This window comes from Amycolatopsis sp. NPDC043889 (genome assembly GCF_056435645.1).
The window spans coordinates 165,317-184,822 of sequence record NZ_JBWKEC010000003.1 but is presented as its reverse complement, the minus strand read 5'-3'; the positions used below and the strand labels follow the sequence as shown (position 1 = coordinate 184,822).

At 68.5% G+C, this 19,506-nt stretch carries 19 protein-coding genes; 5 read left to right on the top strand and 14 right to left on the bottom strand.

Features of this window, described 5'->3' with window-relative positions; all coding sequences use genetic code 11:
- Nucleotides 1-3 precede the first annotated feature (3 nt).
- The gene (locus AC0685_RS08860; protein WP_478225010.1) at nt 4-1,710 is read right to left on the bottom strand and encodes a GMC family oxidoreductase N-terminal domain-containing protein; all 1,707 of its coding nucleotides are present in this window, start codon (nt 1,708-1,710) and stop codon (nt 4-6) included.
- A 102-nt stretch (nt 1,711-1,812) separates the two neighbouring features.
- Between AC0685_RS08860 and AC0685_RS08855 the strand changes: the two genes are divergently transcribed.
- Nucleotides 1,813-2,208: a hypothetical protein gene (locus AC0685_RS08855; protein ID WP_478225009.1), complete on the top strand. Its 396-nt coding sequence runs from the start codon at nt 1,813-1,815 to the stop codon at nt 2,206-2,208.
- A 111-nt stretch (nt 2,209-2,319) separates the two neighbouring features.
- Here AC0685_RS08855 and AC0685_RS08850 read toward each other — a convergent pair whose 3' ends face one another.
- From AC0685_RS08850 to guaB, 3 genes are all read right to left on the bottom strand, one after another.
- Nucleotides 2,320-3,453 (bottom strand): GuaB3 family IMP dehydrogenase-related protein, encoded by a 1,134-nt coding sequence (locus AC0685_RS08850; protein ID WP_034304399.1) that lies wholly within the window; start codon nt 3,451-3,453, stop codon nt 2,320-2,322.
- A 160-nt stretch (nt 3,454-3,613) separates the two neighbouring features.
- Nucleotides 3,614-4,066, bottom strand: a complete 453-nt coding sequence (locus tag AC0685_RS08845; RefSeq protein WP_478225008.1) for a DUF3574 domain-containing protein — start codon at nt 4,064-4,066, stop codon at nt 3,614-3,616.
- Nucleotides 4,067-4,146: 80 nt separating this feature from the next.
- Complete coding sequence (gene guaB / locus AC0685_RS08840) at nt 4,147-5,658, bottom strand: IMP dehydrogenase (RefSeq protein ID WP_340684712.1); 1,512 nt, start codon at nt 5,656-5,658, stop codon at nt 4,147-4,149.
- Nucleotides 5,659-5,781: 123 nt separating this feature from the next.
- On the opposite strand from guaB, the gene AC0685_RS08835 reads away from it, so the two are divergent.
- Nucleotides 5,782-6,168: a DUF5319 domain-containing protein gene (locus AC0685_RS08835; RefSeq protein WP_005166667.1), complete on the top strand. Its 387-nt coding sequence runs from the start codon at nt 5,782-5,784 to the stop codon at nt 6,166-6,168.
- A 73-nt stretch (nt 6,169-6,241) separates the two neighbouring features.
- Here AC0685_RS08835 and AC0685_RS08830 read toward each other — a convergent pair whose 3' ends face one another.
- The 5 genes from AC0685_RS08830 to AC0685_RS08810 form a co-directional block, all read right to left on the bottom strand.
- Nucleotides 6,242-7,186 carry an anti-sigma-D factor RsdA gene (locus AC0685_RS08830; RefSeq protein WP_478225007.1) on the bottom strand — a complete coding sequence of 315 codons (945 nt, stop codon included), beginning with the start codon at nt 7,184-7,186 and terminating at the stop codon, nt 6,242-6,244.
- Nucleotides 7,187-7,759, bottom strand: a complete 573-nt coding sequence (locus tag AC0685_RS08825) for a sigma-70 family RNA polymerase sigma factor (RefSeq protein WP_037314832.1) — start codon at nt 7,757-7,759, stop codon at nt 7,187-7,189.
- Nucleotides 7,760-8,140: 381 nt separating this feature from the next.
- The gene (locus tag AC0685_RS08820) at nt 8,141-8,737 is read right to left on the bottom strand and encodes a response regulator transcription factor (protein ID WP_003073605.1); all 597 of its coding nucleotides are present in this window, start codon (nt 8,735-8,737) and stop codon (nt 8,141-8,143) included.
- A gap of 140 nt (nt 8,738-8,877) precedes the next feature.
- A complete protein-coding gene (locus tag AC0685_RS08815; RefSeq protein WP_478225004.1) occupies nt 8,878-9,717 on the bottom strand; it encodes a hypothetical protein in 840 nt (279 codons plus the stop codon).
- A gap of 9 nt (nt 9,718-9,726) precedes the next feature.
- Entirely contained in the window at nt 9,727-10,641 is a 915-nt protein-coding gene (locus AC0685_RS08810; RefSeq protein WP_478225228.1) for a MerR family transcriptional regulator, read from the bottom strand.
- Between the two features lie 230 nt (nt 10,642-10,871).
- Between AC0685_RS08810 and AC0685_RS08805 the strand changes: the two genes are divergently transcribed.
- Nucleotides 10,872-11,192 carry a WhiB family transcriptional regulator gene (locus AC0685_RS08805; protein WP_007031108.1) on the top strand — a complete coding sequence of 107 codons (321 nt, stop codon included), beginning with the start codon at nt 10,872-10,874 and terminating at the stop codon, nt 11,190-11,192.
- A 276-nt stretch (nt 11,193-11,468) separates the two neighbouring features.
- Here the strand turns inward: AC0685_RS08805 and groL are convergent, their stop codons facing one another.
- From groL to AC0685_RS08790, 3 genes are all read right to left on the bottom strand, one after another.
- On the bottom strand, nt 11,469-13,082 hold the full coding sequence (groL, locus tag AC0685_RS08800; protein ID WP_034304382.1) for a chaperonin GroEL: 1,614 nt from the start codon (nt 13,080-13,082) through the stop codon (nt 11,469-11,471).
- 100 nt (nt 13,083-13,182) lie between these two features.
- Nucleotides 13,183-13,476, bottom strand: coding sequence for a co-chaperone GroES (gene groES / locus AC0685_RS08795; protein ID WP_007031106.1), 294 nt, complete (start codon nt 13,474-13,476; stop codon nt 13,183-13,185).
- 217 nt (nt 13,477-13,693) lie between these two features.
- Nucleotides 13,694-14,344, bottom strand: a complete 651-nt coding sequence (locus AC0685_RS08790; protein ID WP_478225003.1) for an HAD family hydrolase — start codon at nt 14,342-14,344, stop codon at nt 13,694-13,696.
- Nucleotides 14,345-14,485: 141 nt separating this feature from the next.
- Here AC0685_RS08790 and AC0685_RS08785 point away from each other — a divergent pair, with 141 nt between their 5' ends.
- A complete protein-coding gene (locus AC0685_RS08785) occupies nt 14,486-16,381 on the top strand; it encodes an N-acetylmuramoyl-L-alanine amidase (RefSeq protein WP_478225002.1) in 1,896 nt (631 codons plus the stop codon).
- A 14-nt stretch (nt 16,382-16,395) separates the two neighbouring features.
- On the opposite strand, the gene AC0685_RS08780 is transcribed toward AC0685_RS08785, so the two are convergent.
- Entirely contained in the window at nt 16,396-17,784 is a 1,389-nt protein-coding gene (locus AC0685_RS08780) for a glycosyltransferase (RefSeq protein ID WP_034304376.1), read from the bottom strand.
- Nucleotides 17,784-18,287 (bottom strand): exosortase P, encoded by a 504-nt coding sequence (gene xrtP, locus AC0685_RS08775; protein ID WP_340684720.1) that lies wholly within the window; start codon nt 18,285-18,287, stop codon nt 17,784-17,786. The genes AC0685_RS08780 and xrtP overlap by 1 nt, the downstream gene beginning before the upstream one ends.
- Before the next feature lie 428 nt (nt 18,288-18,715).
- Between xrtP and AC0685_RS08770 the strand changes: the two genes are divergently transcribed.
- Nucleotides 18,716-19,492 carry a choice-of-anchor P family protein gene (locus AC0685_RS08770; RefSeq protein WP_478225001.1) on the top strand — a complete coding sequence of 259 codons (777 nt, stop codon included), beginning with the start codon at nt 18,716-18,718 and terminating at the stop codon, nt 19,490-19,492.
- Nucleotides 19,493-19,506: the final 14 nt, after the last annotated feature.

Here is a 19,506-nt window from a genome sequence, read left to right as displayed (position 1 = left end):
AAGTTACCGCCGAAGCGCCGCGGGCGCGTCCACCGGAACAGCCGGGTTCTTCGGCGCGATCGGTTCGAGCCGCGTGTACGGCGAATCCTGCGGCGGCCTGCTGTCCTGCTCACCCTTGTTGGGCCAGAACGAGAAGGCCCGCTCGGCCTGCGCGGTAATGGTGAGCGAGGGGTTCACACCGAGGTTCGCCGTGATCGCCGAACCATCCACAATGGACAATCCCGGATAGTTGAACACCCGGTGGTACGGGTCGATCACGCCGTTGTCGGGCGCCGTGCCGATCGGGGCACCACCGATGAAATGCGCCGTGAGCGGGATGTCGAAGATCTCGCCCCAGGTGCCGCCCGCCATGCCGCCGATGCGCTCGGCGGTGCGGAGGTTGGCCTCGTGCCCGGCGGGGATGAAGCTCGGGTTCGGCTCGCCGTGGCCCTGTTTGGACGTGTACTTGCGGCGGCCGAAGAGCCCGCGTTTGGTGTACGTGGTGATGGAGTTGTCGAGGCTCTGCATCACCAGCAGGATCACCGTGCGCTCGCTCCAGCGGTATCCGTTGAGCAGCTTCACCGTCTGGACCGGGTGCTTGAGCATGAAGTTCACGGCCTGGCGCCAGCGCGGGACCGCCGAATCGCCTTCGGTGGCGATGGTCTGGAGCAGGCTCATCGCGTTGCTGCCCTTGCCGTAGCGGACGGGCTCGATATGCGTGTTCTCGTCGGGGTGGATCGACGACGTGATCGCGACGCCGCGGCTGAAGTTCCGCTCCTCGTCGACCGAGGTCCGGGCGGCGCCGATGATGGCCTCGGAGTTCGTGCGGGTCAGTTCGCCGAGACGCGGCGAGAGCTTCGGCAGCTTGGCGGTGTCGCGCATGCTGTGGAGCAGGTTCTGCGTGCCCCACGTGCCGGCGGCGAGCACCACCTGCGCGGCCGTGAGCTTGTGCCGGAACTTGCGAGAGGTGGTCCCGGTCTTCTTGATGCTCACCTCGTACCCACCTGCGTTCAGCGGGCTAATCGCGCTCACGGTGGTGAGCGGGATGACCTTCGCGCCGTCCTTCTCCGCGAGGTACAGGTAATTCTTGACCAGCGTGTTCTTGGCGCCGACGCGGCAGCCGGTCATGCAGGAGCCGCATTCGGTGCAGCCAGTGCGCGCCGGGCCCGCGCCGCCGAAGTACGGGTCCTCTGCTCGCTCCCCCGGCTTGCCGAAGTACACGCCGACGGGCGTCGGATGGTACGAGTCCGGCACGCCCATGTCCTCGGCGACGCCCTTCATGACCACGTCCGACGGCGTGACGCTGGGGTTGGTGACGACGCCCAGCATGCGGCTGGCCTGGTCGTAGTGCGGGCCGAGCTCGGATTCCCAGTCGGTGATGTGGGACCACTGCGGGTCCACGTAGAACGGCCTCAACGGCCGGTACAGCGTGTTCGCGTAGACCAGCGAGCCGCCACCGACGCCCGCGCCGGCGAGCACCATGACGTCCTTGAGCATGTGGATGCGCTGGATGCCGAAGCAGCCGACTTGAGGCGCCCAGACGTAGCGGCGAAGGTCCCAGGACGTCTTCGCGAACTCGTCGTCGGCGAAGCGGCGGCCCGCCTCGATGACGGCGACGCGGTAGCCCTTCTCGGTCAGCCGGAGAGCGGCGACACTGCCGCCGAACCCGGAGCCGACGACGATCACGTCGTAGTCGAAGTCGTCTTCAGTGGTGGTGTTACTCGCAGTCACACCCTCGACTGTAACCCCGGCCACCCCTTCTGACCAGAGGTAAGTTACTGGCCGGTTACCTTCCAGCCGAATGCACGAACGCGGCTGGGGCATCATCGACCGGTGGATACGGATGCACTGCTGACGATCGACCTGACGCGTGACGAGCGCACGGTACTGCGCTGTGGCCTGGCGGAATGGGGTGGACCGGCCGCGTGCACCGACGACCTCGCCATCGCGATGGGCTTCAAGGACGTGCCCGACCTCTTCGAACAAGCGCGAAGGTTGCGCGGGGCGCTGGCCGACGAAAAACCACTAAGCGCCTCGGACTGGCGCAGGGCCCTCGTGGCCACCGAAATCGTGTTCGCCAGCGACGTCTTCGGCTCCGGGATGGACTGGTCGATCACCACGGGCTTCGCGGACGACGAAACCCTCCCGATCCTGCGGGACCTACAGCGGAAGATCGCCCGGGCTCTCGGCTCGTCCCACTACCGCCCCCGGCCGCCGGAGCGCCTTTAGCAGGCTAAACGCGACACAGGAGGGACGCATGGGGCTGATGGGGCTCCAGAACACGAAGACGGCCCGGATCGCGTTTAGCGGGCTAAACGCGATCCGGGCCGGGAGCGAGCGTCAGCGGCGGACGGTCAGGCCGACCCGCTGGAACTCCTTCAGGTCCGAGTAGCCCGTCTTCGCCATCGCGCGGCGAAGCGCGCCGAAGAGGTTCACGACGCCCTCGGCGTCCGAGGACGGCCCGAAGAGCAGCGTCTTCAGGTCGACGGCATAGTCCGGCCCCAGCGCCACGCGCGAACGCGGCAGCGACGGGTGCGCGGCGGCCGACGTCCAGTAGAGCCCCTGCCCCGGCGCCTCGGAGGCGGCGGCCAGCGGCGCGCCCAGCATGACCGCGTCGGCACCGCAGGCGATGGCCTTGGCGATGTCGCCGGACGTGCTCATCCCGCCGTCGGCGAGCACGTGGACGTACCGGCCGCCGGTCTCGTCGAGGTAGTCACGGCGAGCGGCCGCGGCGTCGACGATCGCGGTCGCCATCGGCGTCCCGATCCCCAGCACGCTGTCGGTGCTCGTCACGCCGCGGCTGGCCCCGTGCCCGACTATGACGCCGGCCGCGCCGGTGCGCATCAGGTGCATCGCGGTGCGGTAGTCGCTGACGCCGCCCGCGATCACCGGGACGTCGAGCCGTCCGATGAAGTCCTTCAGGTCCAGCGGCTCGGCGTCCCGCTGGACGTGCTCGGCGGAGATGATCGTGCCCTGCACGACGAGGATCTCGACGCCCGCGGCGAGGAGGTCCGGCGTCAGCTCGGCGGCGTGCTGCGGGCTGACCCGCGCGGCCACGGTGACGCCGGACTCGCGGACGGTCTTGATCGCCTCGGTCAGCAGGTCCAGCCGGATCGGGGCGGAGTGCAGTTCCTGCAGCTCACGCACGATCGCGGTCGGATCCTCGGTGTCCTCGGCGGCCCGGACGAGGCGGAAGATCGCGTCCTCGACGTTCGGGTGCCGCGCCCACAGCCCTTCGGCGTTGAGGACGCCCAGCCCGCCGAGTTCGCCGACGGCCACCGCGGTTCCCGGCGACACGATCGCGTCGGTGGGGTGGGTGACCAGCGGCAGCTCGAACCGGTACGCGTCGATCTGCCAGGCGGTGGACACGACCGAAGACGACCGGGTGCGCCGCGACGGCACGATCTCCACGTCATCGAGGTCATACGCCCGCCGCGCGGTGCGGCCCATGCCGATCTCGACCAGATCCCGCACGTCAAGTCCCTTCTCACCGACGACCGTTACACCTCATTGTCGCTAGGCCGCGTGGGTGACCTGCGCACGGGGCACCCGAACCGGGCCGGAGGTCACACCAGCCCCATGCGCCCCACCCGTTTCGCGTTTAGCCCGCTAAAGGCGCTCCCGGGGGTTGGGGTCAGAAGGAGACCTTCTCCACGGAGTCGGTCCGGAGGACGGATTCCTGCGCGAAGACCTTCTTGTAGTCGGTCCGGATCTGTTCGATCTCGCGGTTCGCGTCGCGGTCGCTGAACGGGTACACGACGACGACCACCTTCGACTTCTCTCGCGAGATCACGCCGTCCGAACCGCGCCACTGGCCGCGTCCGGTCAGCTCGGTGAACCCGTCCGGGAACCTCGGCGTGACGACCTTGTCGGTGAACGCGGCGAACTCGGCGTCGGTCAGCTCTCCGCCGCCCGGCTTCGTTGTCCCGAAGTACAGCTCGGTGCGCTTCCACAGCTCACCCGGTGACGCCTGGAAGGCGACGGCCTCGGACGTGGAAGGTGCGGCGGAAGCGGCCACCCCTCCGCCGAGCCCGAGGGCCGCGGCGGCGAAGACGGCCAGAGCGGTCCGGCGCGACGTGAAAGACATCGGTTCCTCCCAGGAGACTTGATCAGCGAGCCAAGTCTCCCGGGAACGGAACCGGGTGGGTAAGTGTCCTGAGGGGCGGACTAACGGGTGGTGTAGTTCGGCGCCTCGACGGTCATCGTGATGTCGTGCGGGTGGCTCTCCTTGAGGCCGGCCGCGGTGATCCGCACCAGCTGCGCCTCCTGCAGCTCGGGGATCGTCGACGCGCCCGCGTAGCCCATGCCCGACCGCAGCCCGCCCACCAGCTGGTGGACGACGTTCGCCAGCGGCCCGCGGAACGGGATCCGCCCCTCGATGCCCTCGGGGACCAGCTTGTCCTCGCTCAGCACGTCATCCTGGGCGTAGCGGTCCTTCGAGTAGGACTTCGCCTGGCCGCGCGACTGCATGGCGCCCAGCGAGCCCATCCCGCGGTAGGTCTTGAACTGCTTGCCGTTGACCAGGATCAGGTCGCCGGGCGATTCGGCGGTGCCCGCGAGCAGGCTGCCGAGCATCACCGTGGACGCGCCGGACGCGATCGCCTTCGCGATGTCACCCGAGTACTGGATGCCGCCGTCACCGATCACCGGGATCCCGGCCGGACGCGCCGCCTGGTCGGCCTCGTAGATCGCGGAGATCTGCGGCACGCCGACCCCGGCGACGATGCGGGTGGTGCAGATCGAGCCGGGGCCGACACCGACCTTGATCCCGTCCGCGCCCGCCTCCACCAGCGCCTGCGCGCCGGCCCGGGTCGCGACGTTGCCACCGACGATGTCGACGGTGTCGCCCAGCTCCTTCTTCAACAGCGCGACGGTCTCGACGACGGCGCGGGAGTGCCCGTGCGCGGTGTCCACCATCAGCACGTCGACCCCGGCGTCGGCCAGCGCCATCGCGCGCTTGTGCCCGTCCGGGCCGACCCCGACGGCGGCACCGACGATCAGGCGGCCGTTGGTGTCCTTGGAGGCGTTCGGGTACTGCTCGGTCTTGACGAAGTCCTTGACCGTGATCAGCCCGCGCAGCTTGCCCGCGCCGTCGACGATCGGCAGCTTCTCGATCTTGTGGCGGCGCAGCAGCCCGAGCGCGGCCTCCGCGGTGACGCCGACCTGCGCGGTGACCAGCGGCGGCTTCGTCATCACCTCGTGCACCGCGCGGGTGTGGTCGACTTCGAACCGCATGTCGCGGTTGGTGATGATGCCGACCAGCGACCCGGCGGCGTCCGTGACCGGCACACCGGAGATCCGGAACCGCGCGCACAGGGCGTCGACCTCGGCGAGGGTGTCCTCGGGCGAGCACGTGACCGGATCGGTCACCATGCCCGCTTCGGAGCGCTTCACGACCTCGACGGCGGCCGCCTGGTCGTCGATCGGCAGGTTGCGCTGCAGCACGCCCATCCCGCCCTGGCGGGCCATCGCGATGGCCATCCGGCCCTCGGTGACGGTGTCCATGGCGGCGGAGACCAGCGGGATGTTCAGGGTGACGTTGCGGGAGAGCCGGGTGCGGGTGCTGACCGCACTGGGCACCACGTCGGACTCGGCCGGCAGCAGCAGCACGTCGTCGAAGGTCAGCCCGAGCATGGCGAACTTGCTCGGGACGGGGGCGGTGACGCTGTCGCTGGTCATAGCAGGCGAAGGGCCTTCCTAGCGGTGATGAACGTGTCGCTGTGGCGACGCGAGGGCCTGCCCCTCATGATATCCGGGCCGGGCGGCCGCCCGGCCCGGGTGGGCGCCCGGTAGCGTGCAGGCGTGCCGCAAGATGCGTTGCCCCCAGACCCGTTCGCGGATGACCCGGACGACCCGGCCCGCGCGTTCATCGATGACGCCGACCGGCTCGACGAGCCGATCAGCGACGAAGAACGCACCGAGTTGCTGGCCGACCTCTCCGATCTCGCCGTCTACCAGGCGCTCCTAGAGCCGCGCGGGGTGCGCGGGATCGTGGTCGACTGTGGTGAATGCGACGAGCCCCACTACCACGACTGGCATCTGCTGCGCGCCAGTCTCGAGCAGCTGCTCGCCGACGGCCGCATGCGGCCGCACGAGCCCGCGTTCGACCCCAACCCCGGTGACTACGTGAGCTGGGACTACTGCCGCGGGTTCGCGGACGGTGTCACCGCCAACGAAAGCGCCTACTGATCGCGTTTAGCCCGCTAAAGGCGAAGGGCCCGGTGAGAGAGATCTCACCAGGCCCTTCGGCGTTTCCGGGGTGCTACGTCGTCTCGCCCGCGGCGGGAGCCTGCGCTCCGGCGCCCGGCGTCGGCTCATTCCGCGAGCCACCGGGGTCGTTGCCCGAGGCCGGCGGCGTCGTGGACGTCGTGGGCGGCGGCGGCTCGCTGGTCGTGGTCGGCGGAGTCGGCGAGGGAGTCGTGGTGCCCGGCAGACTCGTGCCGGGGTTGCCGCCTCCGGGCAGTGACGTCGGCGGAGCGGTCGGCTGCGGAGTGGGCTGCGGTGTGGTCGCGACCGGGGTCTGCGACGGCTGCTGCTGATCCGGCGGCAAAGGCTGCTGGCCGGGGTTCTGCAGCTGAGCACTCAACTGGCGGTGCTGTTCGAGCAGCTGATCGCGGTTCTCTTCGTCGGTCACCTGGCTCAGCGCGGCCTGGGCCTCGTCGAGCGCCTTGCGGGCATCGTCGAGGCGCCCGCCGGCGAGCGCGAGGTTGGCCTTCTCGAGATCGAGTTTGGCCGCCGCGGCGGCCTCGACCGACCGGGCGTGGTCGGCGTAAAGCACCTTGGTCAGGCCCCAGAGCGTGTCACCAGGCTGCGCCTCCTTCGCGGCGAGACCGGTACCGGCGAAGGCGATGGCCAGGACGGCCGCCGCGGCGGCCACTGGGACCAGCAGCCGGCGTCTTCCCCCGTGTTTGCGGGCGAGCGCGGCTGTCTTCACGGTGACGACGGCGGTGTCGACGTCGACTAGTTCCGCGAGCGGCTCGCTGTCGATGTCACGCCGCCAGGCCAGCAGCAGCGCGTTGAGTTCCTGATCGCCGAGGTCGTCGGCCATCTTCGGGTCCGAGCCACCGAGTGCGTCGAGCAGCGCGTCATCGGCCTGGACGGCCGACAGATCCGCGGCGAACTCGGCCTCCGAGGGCGTCAGCCCTCTTTCGAAGGCCGTCAGTTCACGATCGGTCTCAGGGGAGAACCGATGGTCGCGATCGGTCACTCAGATCACCTCCTCAGCGGCCAGAACCTTACGTAGGCGCGCGAGGGCCCGATGCTGGGCCACCCGGACGGCGCCGGGGGTGGACCCCACGGCCTCGGCCGTCTCTTCGGCGGACAATCCCACGACCACCCGCAGGACCACGATCTCACGTTGTTTGTCGGGAAGGACGCGCAGCAGCTGCGACATGCGCTCGTTCAACTCGCCTTGAAGGGCACGCTGCTCGGGACCGACGCCGCCCTCGATCTCATCGGGGACTTCGGCGACCGGCTCGGCGCGGTTGCGGGCCGCGGCGCGATGCGCGTCGGCCACCTTGTGCTGGGCGATCCCGTAGACGAAGGCCAGGAACGGGCGGCCCTGATCACGGTACGAAGGCAATGCCGTGAGCACCGCGAGACACACCTCCTGAGCAACGTCGTCTGCGGAAGCGAACGAACGCTCCTGCCTGCCAACTCGAGCGCGGCAGTACCGCACTACCAAAGGACGGATGGCCGCCAGCAACCGCTCGACCGCTTGAGGATCACCCTCAACAGCAGCGGCGACCGGCTCATCCAGTCCGTCCCCCACATTGGCCATCGCAGACAACAGTCCCAGTGTTACGTATAGGCGTGCAAAGAGTCCGGCGTGTGACTTCGGAATCCACTACCGGTGACAGTTACCGTACCGCCCGGGCTCGCCGCCTTCGTTGACGGCCGCCATCGGCGCGCCGACCTGCCGGCGAGCACGCTGAACCCGGATCTTCCTGGTCCCTTTCGCTCGTAGTCGAACTTTCAACGAGCCGGGACACAGTGGAGTACGACGGTCCACCCGGAGGCGGACTCGCTCGGGCAAGGGTGCCCGAGCGGTGAACATAAATGCGCGAAGCGTGACAGGGAACACAGGTACGGGCCAGGGGTACGCCCCCGGCCCGTTCGTCACCCGTTGTGCGATCTCGCCGTTGAAATCAAGAAAGCGTTGTCAGGAAACAAGTCCACGGCGGAATCCGTGGGCGACCGCCTGAGCGCGGTCTCGCACGCCGAGCTTGCGGAACAAGCGGCGCGCGTGGGTCTTCACGGTGTCTTCGGACAGATACAGCTCGCGGCCGATCTGCCCGTTGCTCTTGCCCTGGCTCATCCCGCGAAGCACCTGAAGCTCTCGCTCGGTGAGCTGGACGCCAGGGTCGGACGGCTGACGCGGCGCCGGCACCGAGGTGCTGGCGAGCGTGTGCGCCAGTGCGGCGACCAGCTCGGGACGCGAGGCGTCCCAGCGCAGGTAGCCGCGGGCGCCGCCGGCGATGGCGGCGGCGATGCTGCCCGCGTCGTCCGGGGCGCCGAACACGATCACGTTCGCTTGAGGGTTCGCCGAGACGAGCCGCCGGGTGGCTTCGACGCCGGTCGGGACGGCGCGCTGGGTACCGACCAGCACGACGTCGACCGGCTGACGGGAGTACCGGGCCAGCAGCTCGTCACCGTGCGCTACGCAGTCGATGCGACTGACCCCTGGGACCGCGGACATCACTCGAGTGAGCCCTTCGCGGACACTGCGTCGGTCGTCGCAGATCAAGACCGTCGTCACGGGGTTTCCTTCCTGCAGCCGGGTGACATTCCACTTCCCCTATCGGACGCTTTAGCCCGAACCTTGACACGATCCGGTGGCTTTTTTTGAAAGTTCTTAGCCCGGTTGCCGGAATGGGCCCTCCAACAGGCTAGACGCCATCAGAGGGGTACCCACGGAGATTCCCGGGCGAGCCACCTCCCGCAAGGATCCGCATGCCGTAACACTGCGTGCAACACTTCCGCGCCTCTGAATCGATACTCATCGGCGTGTCCTGCCCCGAAGTCCGCCTCGACCAGGCATGCGACCCACAGAAGTGAATTGAATTCGTATTTTTCGGCGGTTTTGCGCGCGCTCTCGACCAGCGCTTTCGCGCGCTCCCGCTCAGCGGAACCGGCATTCGCGATCGTCACGCCGAGTACAAGCTGTGATTTGACGACATGTCGGCACGCACCCCTGCCACGCGCGGTTTCCCACGCCATTTCCGCAGGTGCGATCGCCGCGGCGGAAATGTTACTCGCCAGTTCGATTTCCGCGCCGACCCAGCCCGCCCTCGTCCGGGTCCGCCAGTTGCCGGTGTGCACTTCCGCGCGGGCAAGCAACCTCCGAGCGGCGGCCAGCCTGCCGCGCCCCAGGTTGTCCGCCGCGAGGCCGAGGAGTGCGTCCGCCCGCGCGCCCTCGGCGTCCAGACCGTCGGGGTCGGGTTCGCCTCGCGGCTCCGTGATCACCCGTGCGAGCGCCTCGCCGTCGAGGACGAGGGCCGCCGCGTGCCCGCCCAGCTGCCGCCGGTGCGACGCCAGCGTGCTCGCGGCCAGTGACGCGACCACCGGATCCTTGCCCGTGCGCAAACCGTTCAGCAGCGTGGCCGCCGCCGCGTACCGGCCGCGGGCGCCGAGCCCGATCGCGGCGAGCAACCGTCCGCGAGGCGACGCGGGCACCGCGAAGAAGCTCGGCGGCGGCACGCCGTCACCGAACGCGGCGGACCGCAAGGACGATTCCATGCGTCCTTTCTATCGCCTCGCACCGACAAGAACGTGCTCTATCCGGTCGGCGGCGGTCGTCAGTTCGCCGAGCAGTTCGATCTTGTCCGGGAGGGTGGCGGGATCCCAGCCGGGGCCGCACGCGAAGAGCCTGCTGCGCTGACGGCCGCGGGAGATCCTGGCGAACAGGCGAGGGTCCGCGGTCGCACGCCGTCCCGACCACAGGACCACGGCGGCCGGGACGCTGCGGCGCACGGTCACGGCGAGCACTTCGGCGGGCAGGGACGCCCCGAACAGCTGGGCGCCGATCCGGCGTCCCGCCAGCGCCGCGGCGAGCGCGTACATGGGCAGGTTGTCGCGCTCGTCCGGGACGCAGGTCAGCAGGACCGGGCGCTGGTTACGCGGTTCGCGCAGCACCGGCGTGGCGCGGACGAGCGCGGCGTACACGCACTCGGCGAGCAGGTATTCGACCTCCGCGCCGGCGCTGACACCGCGCCAGCGCGCGCCGAGCGCGTTCAGGACCGGCGACACGACACCGGTCCAGGCCGGCAGGACGCCGAGTTCGCGGATCGCGTCGGCGAGCATGCGCTGGACCGCGCCGAAATCCATCGCGAGCGCGGCGGTGCTCAAACGCCTGGCGAGACGGGAAGGAACGTCATGATCGTCGGCGGGCGGCGCGGTGGCCCGCTCCTCCACTTGGACCACGACGGCTTCCGGCTGCTCCGTCGCCGTCCGGGGCATCTGCTCCAGCGCGTACTTCGCCGCTTCAGCCGTCGAGGCGCCCCGAAGCAACGCGCGCTGCATCAGTTCGAGGCGGCCGATGTCGGAGCTGCCGTAGCGACGGTGACGGCCGTTGGTGTGGCGGCTCGGTCCTACGCCGTATCTGCGGTCCCAGGTGCGCAGGGTGGACGGCGCGACCCCGAGCCGGCGAGCGACCGAGGCCACCGGCAGGGTGGGTTCTTCACTGCTGATCCGAGATCCCACTCGACCCAATATCCAGGCAGGCAGGGACCGGGGCAACCGGAACGGAAAGTACCGCTCACACATCCGGGGGATGCCTAACGGCTGAATCGTCTTGAATCTCTTGAACAAGTATTGGCGCGCTTCTAACGTTACCGCCGTTGCACCGAATGGAGTATCCGCAGCGCAGCAGAGCAGGTAAACGCTTCGACCGGATGACGGAGGCGGTCAGGATGGCGGACACACGCAGGCTCCCGGGGCCCAACGCGGATGTATGGGACTGGCAGCTCGAAGGGTCGTGCCGAGGCATGGACAGCGCGTCCTTCTTTCACCCTGACGGCGAGCGCGGGCCGGCCAGAGCCCGCCGCGAGGCGAGGGCCAAAGCCGTGTGCCTGGCCTGCCCGGTACTGGCCATGTGCCGGAACCACGCGCTCGCCGTGCACGAGCCGTACGGCATCTGGGGCGGACTGTCGGAATCGGAACGCGAGCACATCATCAAGGCGGACAAGCGCACACTGAGCATGTCGAACGGCTGAACCGGCCGAGTCGGCGACGCGGAAGGGCGGCATCCGGGTGGGGTGCCGCCCTTCCGCGTCTCCCGCCCCGGATCGCGATTAGGGGGCTAAACGCAGGTCAGTGCGGCCCCGGGCACCCGCGCCACCCAGATCGCGTTTAGCCCGCGAAACGCAGGTCCGCGGCGCGGCACCGCAGAGCGCGCCGGATCGCGATTAGGGGGCTAAACGCAGGTCGGCGGCGGGCACGAAAACGGGGCGGCACTCCGGATGGAGTACCGCCCCGCTTCAGGGGTGGAACTAGTGCGCGTGGCCGTGACCGGCCGCGGCGGGCTCCTCCTCGACCGGCTTCTCGACGATGGAGCTCTCCGTCGTGAGCACGAGCCGGGCGATGGAAGCGGCGTTCGCCACCGCGGACCGGGTCACCTTGACCGGGTCGACGATGCCGGCGGCCAGCAGGTCGGTGAGCTCACCGGTGGCGGCGTTGAAGCCGTGCCCCCAGCTCTGCTCCTGGACCTTGTTCACGATGACCGCGCCCTCATGGCCCGCGTTGGTCGCGATCCAGAACAGCGGGGCGGACAGCGCGTCGCGGACGATGCGCACACCGGTCGCTTCGTCGCCCTCGAGGCCGAGGCCGCCGTCGAGCTCCTTGACCGCGTGCACCAGCGCCGAGCCACCGCCGGGCAGGATGCCCTCTTCGACGGCCGCCTTGGTCGAAGCCACGGCGTCCTCGATGCGGTGCTTGCGCTCGTTCAGCTCGGTCTCGGTGGCCGCGCCGACCTTGATCACCGCGACACCGCCGCCGAGCTTCGCCAGCCGCTCCTGCAGCTTCTCGCGGTCCCAGTCGGAGTCGGTGTTCTCGATCTCCTTGCGGATCTGCGCGACGCGGGCCGCGATGTCGTCCTTGGTGCCGGCACCGTCGACGAGCGTGGTGTCGTCCTTGGTGACGACGATCCGGCGGGCGTTGCCCAGCTGGGCCAGCGTGGTCTCGGACAGCTTGTGCCCGATCTCGGCCGAGATGACCTCGCCGCCGGTGACGACCGCGAGGTCATCCAGGAACGCCTTGCGGCGGTCGCCGAAGAACGGCGCCTTGACCGCGACGGCGGTGATCGTCTTGCGCAGCGAGTTCACGACGAGGGTCGACAGCGCTTCACCGTCGACGTCCTCGGCGATGATCAGCAGCGGCTTCTTGGCCTCGACGACCTTCTCCAGCACCGGGAGCAGGTCGGCCAGCGCCGAGATCTTCTCGCGGACCAGCAGGATGTAGGCGTCCTCGAGGATCGCCTTCTGCTCCTCCGGGTTGGTCGCGAAGTGCGCCGACAGGAAACCCTTGTCGAACTGCACACCCTCGGTGATCACGAGCTCGGTCGCCAGCGTGGACGACTCCTCGATCGTGATGACACCGTCTTCGCCGACCCGCTCGACGGCCTCGCCGAGCAGGGCGCCGATGGCCGCGTCACGCGAGGTGACGGTGCCGACCTGGGCGATGTTGTCGCGACCCTTGACCGGGGTCGCCTTCTCCTTGAGGACCGCGATGACCTTCTCCGCGGCGGCCTCGATGCCACGGCCGACGGCGGTCGGGTTGGCACCGGCGGCGACGTTGCGCAGGCCGACCTTCACCAGCGACTGCGCGAGCACGGTCGCGGTCGTGGTGCCGTCACCGGCGACGTCGTTGGTCTTGGTGGCGACGCTCTTGGCGAGCTGGGCGCCGAGGTTCTCGAACGGGTCGTCGAGCTCGATCTCACGAGCGACGGTGACGCCGTCGAGGGTGATGGTCGGGCCACCGAACTTCTTGTCGAGCACGACGTGGCGACCGCGCGGGCCGAGGGTGACCTTGACCGCGTCGGCGAGCTTGTTCACCCCGCGCTCGAGCGCGCGACGAGCGTCCTCGTCGAAACTGATCTGCTTGGGCATGGCCTGTTCCGCTTACCTTCCAGTTCTAAAGCTCGGAAAACACGAACGCCCCGTTCCCCGGCAATGCGGGGCCCGGGGCGTCATGCGCTGAGAGCGGACGTCAGTTGATGACGGCCAGCACGTCGCGAGCGGAAAGGATCAAGTAGTCCTCACCGTTGTACTTCACTTCGGTGCCGCCGTACTTGGAGTAGATGACGACGTCGCCGACGGAAACGTCGAGCGGGACGCGGTTGCCCTTGTCGTCGATGCGGCCCGGGCCCACGGCCAGAACCTTGCCCTCCTGGGGCTTCTCCTTGGCGGTGTCGGGGATGACGAGGCCGGAAGCGGTCGTCTCCTCGGCCTCACTCGTCTGGACAACGATCTTGTCCTCGAGCGGCTTGATGTTCACGCTCACCGGGTTGACCTCCACGGTCGTCGAAAGCGTTGGCAGGATGAGTTACGGCTCCTACCACCCCCGCCGTCGCGGGTGCCGGGGCGTGTTCGGGCCGTGCAATTAGCACTCTAGCCATGTGAGTGCCAGCTTCGCAAGGAGGGTCCGCTCACCCCGTGAAAACTCGGCCTCCGAGCCCGTGACCGGCCGTTTTGTTGAGCCCGGTACCACCGGATCGCGATTAGGGGGCTAAACGCAAGTCCGCGAGGTCGGTCACCAGGGCATCGGGGTCGAGAGCCGCGAGGGCCCTGCGCTTCGCAGGCGTCTTCGCCAGAGCGATCGAAGCGACGCCCGCGGCGTGGGCGGCCAGGATGTCCGCGGCCGAGTCGCCGACCATGACGCACTGCCCCGGCGACGTGCCCAGGGCCTTCACCGCGGCGTCGAGGAGCGCCGGCCCCGGCTTCAGCAGCGCGGGATCGCTCGTCGTCCGCGCGCTGATCCCGCAGATGTGCACGGCGAGTTCGTGCAGCCCCAGGAAGGACCTGATCGCGTCGACGGAGTTGTTGCTGACGATCGTCACCGTGAACCCCTGCGCGCGCCATTCGCGGAGCACTTCCGCGATACCGGGAGCCGGCGAGATCAGGGCGACGGCCTCCCCCTCGAAGCGGTTGAACTGCCGCTCGACGACGTGCGCGGCGTTCGGTCCGCACGAGGCGGCGTACCGGAGCACGTCGAACGGATCGGACGAGGCGATCATCTCCGGCTCGATGAGGCGTTTGAGCCTGTCCGCCACCTCGCTCGCCGGAAGCCTGGCGAACACGTCGCACACCGGACCGTCGAAGTCGAGGAAGACGTGGTCCTTCTCCTGCAGAAGCTCCTTCACCCCAGTCATGCCCCCACCTTGCCACCGACCTGCGTTTAGCCCCCTAATCGCGATCTGGAGGGACCTTACGGACGAAGCCGGTTTCTGGTTAGGTTCCGACCATTGGGGTCGGTCCTGTTCAGCAGACCTAGTCACTGGGGGTATACGCCCATGCCGCGTCCCTTCCGTCCCGTAACCCTCGAGCCACTCCGACGCCGGTCCAAACGGACCGCCGGGCTCGCCGTCCTCGCCCTCGCAGCAGGCCTCCTCGCCGCTGTCCCCGCCGAAGCCGCCCCTGCGGACCAGCAGCGTCAGCGGGACTTCGCGGCCGCCGCGCGGGAGTTCGGCGTCCCGGAGAACGTCCTGCTCGGCGTCTCCTTCCTGGAGTCGCGCTGGGATTTCAACGCCGGCACCCCGAGCACGTCCGCGGGGTACGGCCCGATGCACCTGACCGACCTCCGCGAGGCGGGCACGGGCACGCATCACGACGAAGGCGAGGAGGACCCGCGCGGCGACGACGCCCGCCCGGCGAAGCTCCCGGTGACTCCGGCGCCGAAGCCTCCCCCGCCCGGCCTCCAGACCATCGACGACGCGGCCGCGCTCATCGGCCAGGACGTCGCGACGCTGCGCACGAACACCACGCAGAACATCCGCGGTGGCGCCGCTCTGCTGGCGAAGTACCAGCGCGAGACCGGCGACTGGAGGGCCGCCATCGCGCGCTACAGCGGCGCGAAGGACGCGGAGGGAGCGCAGGTCTTCGCCGACGAAGTCTTCGACACCATCTCCAAGGGCGTCAGCCGCAGGACCGACGACGGCCAGAACGTCACTCTCGCCGCTTCACCGGTGAGCCCGGCGCGCGCCCAGGCCGGAGCCCCGAAGATCGAGTGTCCGAAGAAGGTCTCGTGCCTTTCCGTGCCGGCGCCGTACCAGGAGTTGCCGGACAACGACTACGGCAACCACGACAAAGCGGACCGGCCGAAGAGCCAGAAGGTCGAATACATCATCATCCACGACACCGAGGGCTACTGGGACACGGCGATGGACCTTGTCACCGACCCGACGTACGTGAGCTGGCACTACACGATCCGCTCGTCCGACGGCCAGATCGCGCAGCACGTGCCGACCAAGGACGTCGCCTGGCACGCGGGCAACTGGTACGTCAACGCGAAGTCCGTCGGCATCGAGCACGAGGGCTTCGCCGCGAAGGGCACTTGGTACACGGAGGCGATGTACCGCACCTCCGCGAAGCTCGTCGCCTACCTCGCGCGGAAGTACGACATCCCACTCGACCGCGCGCATATCCTCGGCCACGACAACGTCCCCGGCACGATCCCCTCGACCATCAGGGGCATGCACTGGGATCCGGGCCCGTACTGGGACTGGGCGCACTACTTCGAGCTGATGGGCGCGCCGCTTTCCGGCTTCGGCCGTCCCGGCTCACCGCTGGTGACCATCAGCCCGGACTTCGCCACGAACCAGCCCGCGTTCACCGGCTGCGAGACGGCCGGAAAGCCTTGCCCGGCAAGGGGTTCCGGTTCGGTCGTGCTGCGCAGCGAGCCGAGCGACTCGGCGCCGCTGCTCAAGGACATCGGCCTGCGCCCGGACGGTTCGGCGAGCACGATGGCCGTTTCCGACATCGGCAGCCGGGCGGAGACCGGCCAGCGGTACGTGGTCGCCGAGCGGCGTGACGGCTGGACGGCTATCTGGTACCTCGGCCAGAAGGGCTGGTTCCGCGACCAGCGCACGACGAGTCCGGCGTTCGGCCTGGTCGTCACGCCGAAGCCCGGCCTGGCGACCGTGCCGGTGTTCGGGCGGGCGTATCCCGAAACCGAGGCCTATCCGGCGAACGTGCCGGTGCAGCAGGTCGTCCCGCTGCCGTACACGTTCTCGGCGGGACAGCGGTACTCGCTCGGCAACGTCCTCGGTTCCGAGTACTACTCGGCGACGACGTTCGACCCGGCGAACCACGTGGTCGTCAAGGGCAAGACGAAGTACGTGCAGATCCAGTTCGGACACCGCATCGCCTTCGTGAAGGCGGACGACGTCCGGATCCTGCCCGCGCTCTGAAACCGTCCCCGGGGTCAGGAGTCCAGCGCGACCTTGACCCCGGGGGCGTGCTCGGTGTTCCGCCGCGTCTTCGACCAGCCGTTGCGGCCGCGCACCAGCCGGAACAGCGCCCGCCACGACGTGATGTAGAACGTGTAGATGTACAGCGCGTAGGCGAAGCCCATCCCCAGTCCACGCAGGACATTGCGGCTTTTCAGGCATTTGAACTGGTAGATCGGGCCCCACACGATGAACGGCAGCAGCCCGAACGAGCCGTAGATGGCGAACAGGATCCACGCGCCGTCGTCGGCGAACCAGGTCCACACCTGCGCCGGATCACCCGCGGTGCTGAAGAGCAGCAGGATGAACGGGATCGGGTACAGCAGCGAGCCGAGCAGCTGCATCCACGGCTGCGCGAGGTAGTACATCATCTCCGCCGCACCCAGCGTGCTCACATGCGGCGAATCCCAGATCCGCCGGAGATACCGCGAACACTGCATCGTGCCCTGGCCCCAGCGCGTGCGCTGCACCAGGAACCGCCGGAGGCTGTACAGACCTTCTTGCTTCACATGGGAATCCGGGGTGTAGCCGGTCCGCCAGCCCGCGGTCAGCAGGTGCACGCCGAGTTCGAAATCCTCCAGCAGCGAACCGCGCCACGGCTGCTCGTCCGGTCCGGCGATCGAGTCCAATGCGGACAGTCGCGTGAACTGACCGTTGCCGCCCATGGAGATCGTGCCGGTGAACCCGCGCGAGGTCTGGATGGCCGCGATGGCCGTGCGGAACTCGAGATCCTGCATCTGGGCCAGCTTCAGCCCGAAAGCGCGCGAAAACCAGTTCTTCCCCGGCGGGCGGGTGTCGGCGTTGCCCATCCAGACGTCCAGTTGCACGGCGCCGATCGTTTCGTCGCCGAAGAGATGGTCCGCGGCGCACACCTCGAGACAGTTCGCCGCCGGCCGCCCGTCCGCGTCGACGACCACGACCACCACGTCGTCACGGCTCGCGTCCGGTCCCATCCAGTCGTTGAGCGCCTGATAGGCCGCGTTGAGCGCGTCCCCCTTGCCCGTCCGCGCCTCCGGACGACGCCGGGGAACGAGGTGCAGGTACGGGTCGTAGCCGCCGTTGCGGCGCCAGATCGACCTCACCACCCTCGCCGTGCGGTCCTCGGAGTCGTCGTCGACGACCCAGACGTGCGCGTGCCGGAACGTCGACCGCAGGTACCGCACGGTTTCCCGGATGACGGTCTGTTCGTCCCGGCACGGAACGAAGAAGTGCCAGGTGAAGTCGGCGGCGTCACCGACGGGAGCGGGTTTGCGCCGCAGGTACGGCACGACGATCACGACCACGTACACGATGAACGCCACGCTCATGGTGAGCGCGAAGGCCTGCGTGATCGCGAGAAGGATCTTGATCGAGCCGCCGCCCATCAGGCGGCCCCTCGTTCGGCACGCGGCTTGCGGGTGCCCAGCCAGACGAACAGCACGAGGGCGACCGCGCCGCCGAGGACACTGACCATCGAACCGAGCAGGGTGTGACCCCAGTAATAGCCTTCGTCGATACCCATCACGTTCACGAGCCCGACAATGGCCAAAACCCTCATCTGATTGACAAGAATGACGACGATCGCGGAAATGGCCAGCGAAACGAAGAGCCTCTTCGCATTTCCCGGACGGAAATACAACATGACGGCGGTCACCAGCAACAGAGGCAGCAACATGAATGCCGACGAGCATTCCGGAGTCATTCTTAACCCGAGTGGAGTATCGCCCGACAACCCAAAGTAGACAGTCTCGCGTTCACCCGCGACGAAGACACCCGATGTGGTGATGACCCTCAGTATCAGGCCGGAGAGCTGGACTTCGAAAACCCGGTACAGACGTTCGGCCAGCACCAGGCCGACCGCGACGGCGAGCACCGCCAGCACCGCCATACGCAGCGGAAACCGGCTGGAACTCGGCAAGGGAGCGCTCGCAACGGCCACGGTGACCCTCTCAGGAAAGACGCAGCAGACGACGGGATCCGGCGCAGCGGACAGGAACTCGCCGACGAGAGTAAGTCAGCGGGAACCGGCCCTTTCGACCGGGGTTCGCATTTTCAACGTGATCATGGGCCCTTTCGGCACGATCGTGGAGAAACTGACTAGGCCGAAAGGGTGAACCCTTCGGCGACCTGCGGGAAATGTTCGCAAGACCACCTGATCCGGTGATCCTCGCAGTTTTTTGTTCAATTTAAGAAACACTCGGCGATAGACGATCCGCGAGCCGAGTCAGGCCAGCTGAGGATTCGTCCGCGACGGTTGCGCCCTCGCGCCGACCGCAGATCAAGAGAAACTCCCCACGAATCAATTCGGAGGACCAGTTGAAGAACACGCACCTCTTGCGACGAGGCGGACTGCTCGCCGCTGTGGTGGCGAGTGTGGCCATCGCCGGTGCGGCGCCCGCCTCGGCGGCCCCCGGTGACGGCTCCGCATATGGCGTCAAGGTCGATGTGAAACTCCTCGGCCTCGACGCGGTGAAGGCCGGGCCGCTCGCCGAAGCGAAGACCTCCGGGCCGACCACCAACAGCCTCGCGAAGGCCAACCTCACCGGTGTGCTGACCGCGGGCGCGATCAACACCGAAGCCAAGCGCGACGACAACTCCGGTGCCGTGACCGCCAAGGCCAGCACCGCCGATGTCGGCTTGCCGCTGCTGAAGAGCGCACTCGGTAATGTCGGCGTCAAGGTCGTCGAAGCCACCTGCACCGCGACCCAGAAGGGTGTGCAGGGTGCGACGAACCTGGTCGGTGCGAACCTCGGCAGCGCGGGCGCCGTCGACTCGACGCCGGCACCGAACACACAGGTCAAGGTCGGTCTCGGCGACGCCAACGTCGCGACGATCATCCTCAACGAGCAGATCAAGAACGGTGACGGAAGCCTCACGGTCAACGCCATCCACGTGAAGCTGCTGGGACAGGCGCTCAACCCGCTCGGTTCCGGCGACGTGATCGTCTCGTCGGCCACCTGTGGTCCGGCCGGTCTGCCGGTGCCGCTCGCTTCGGGCGCCGGACTGTGGATCGGTCTCGGCCTGCTCGGCGCCGTCGCCATCCCGGTCGGTATCCGCGTCGTCCGCAACCGGCGTCCGGCGACCACCGCCTGACCTGGGTGAAGTGA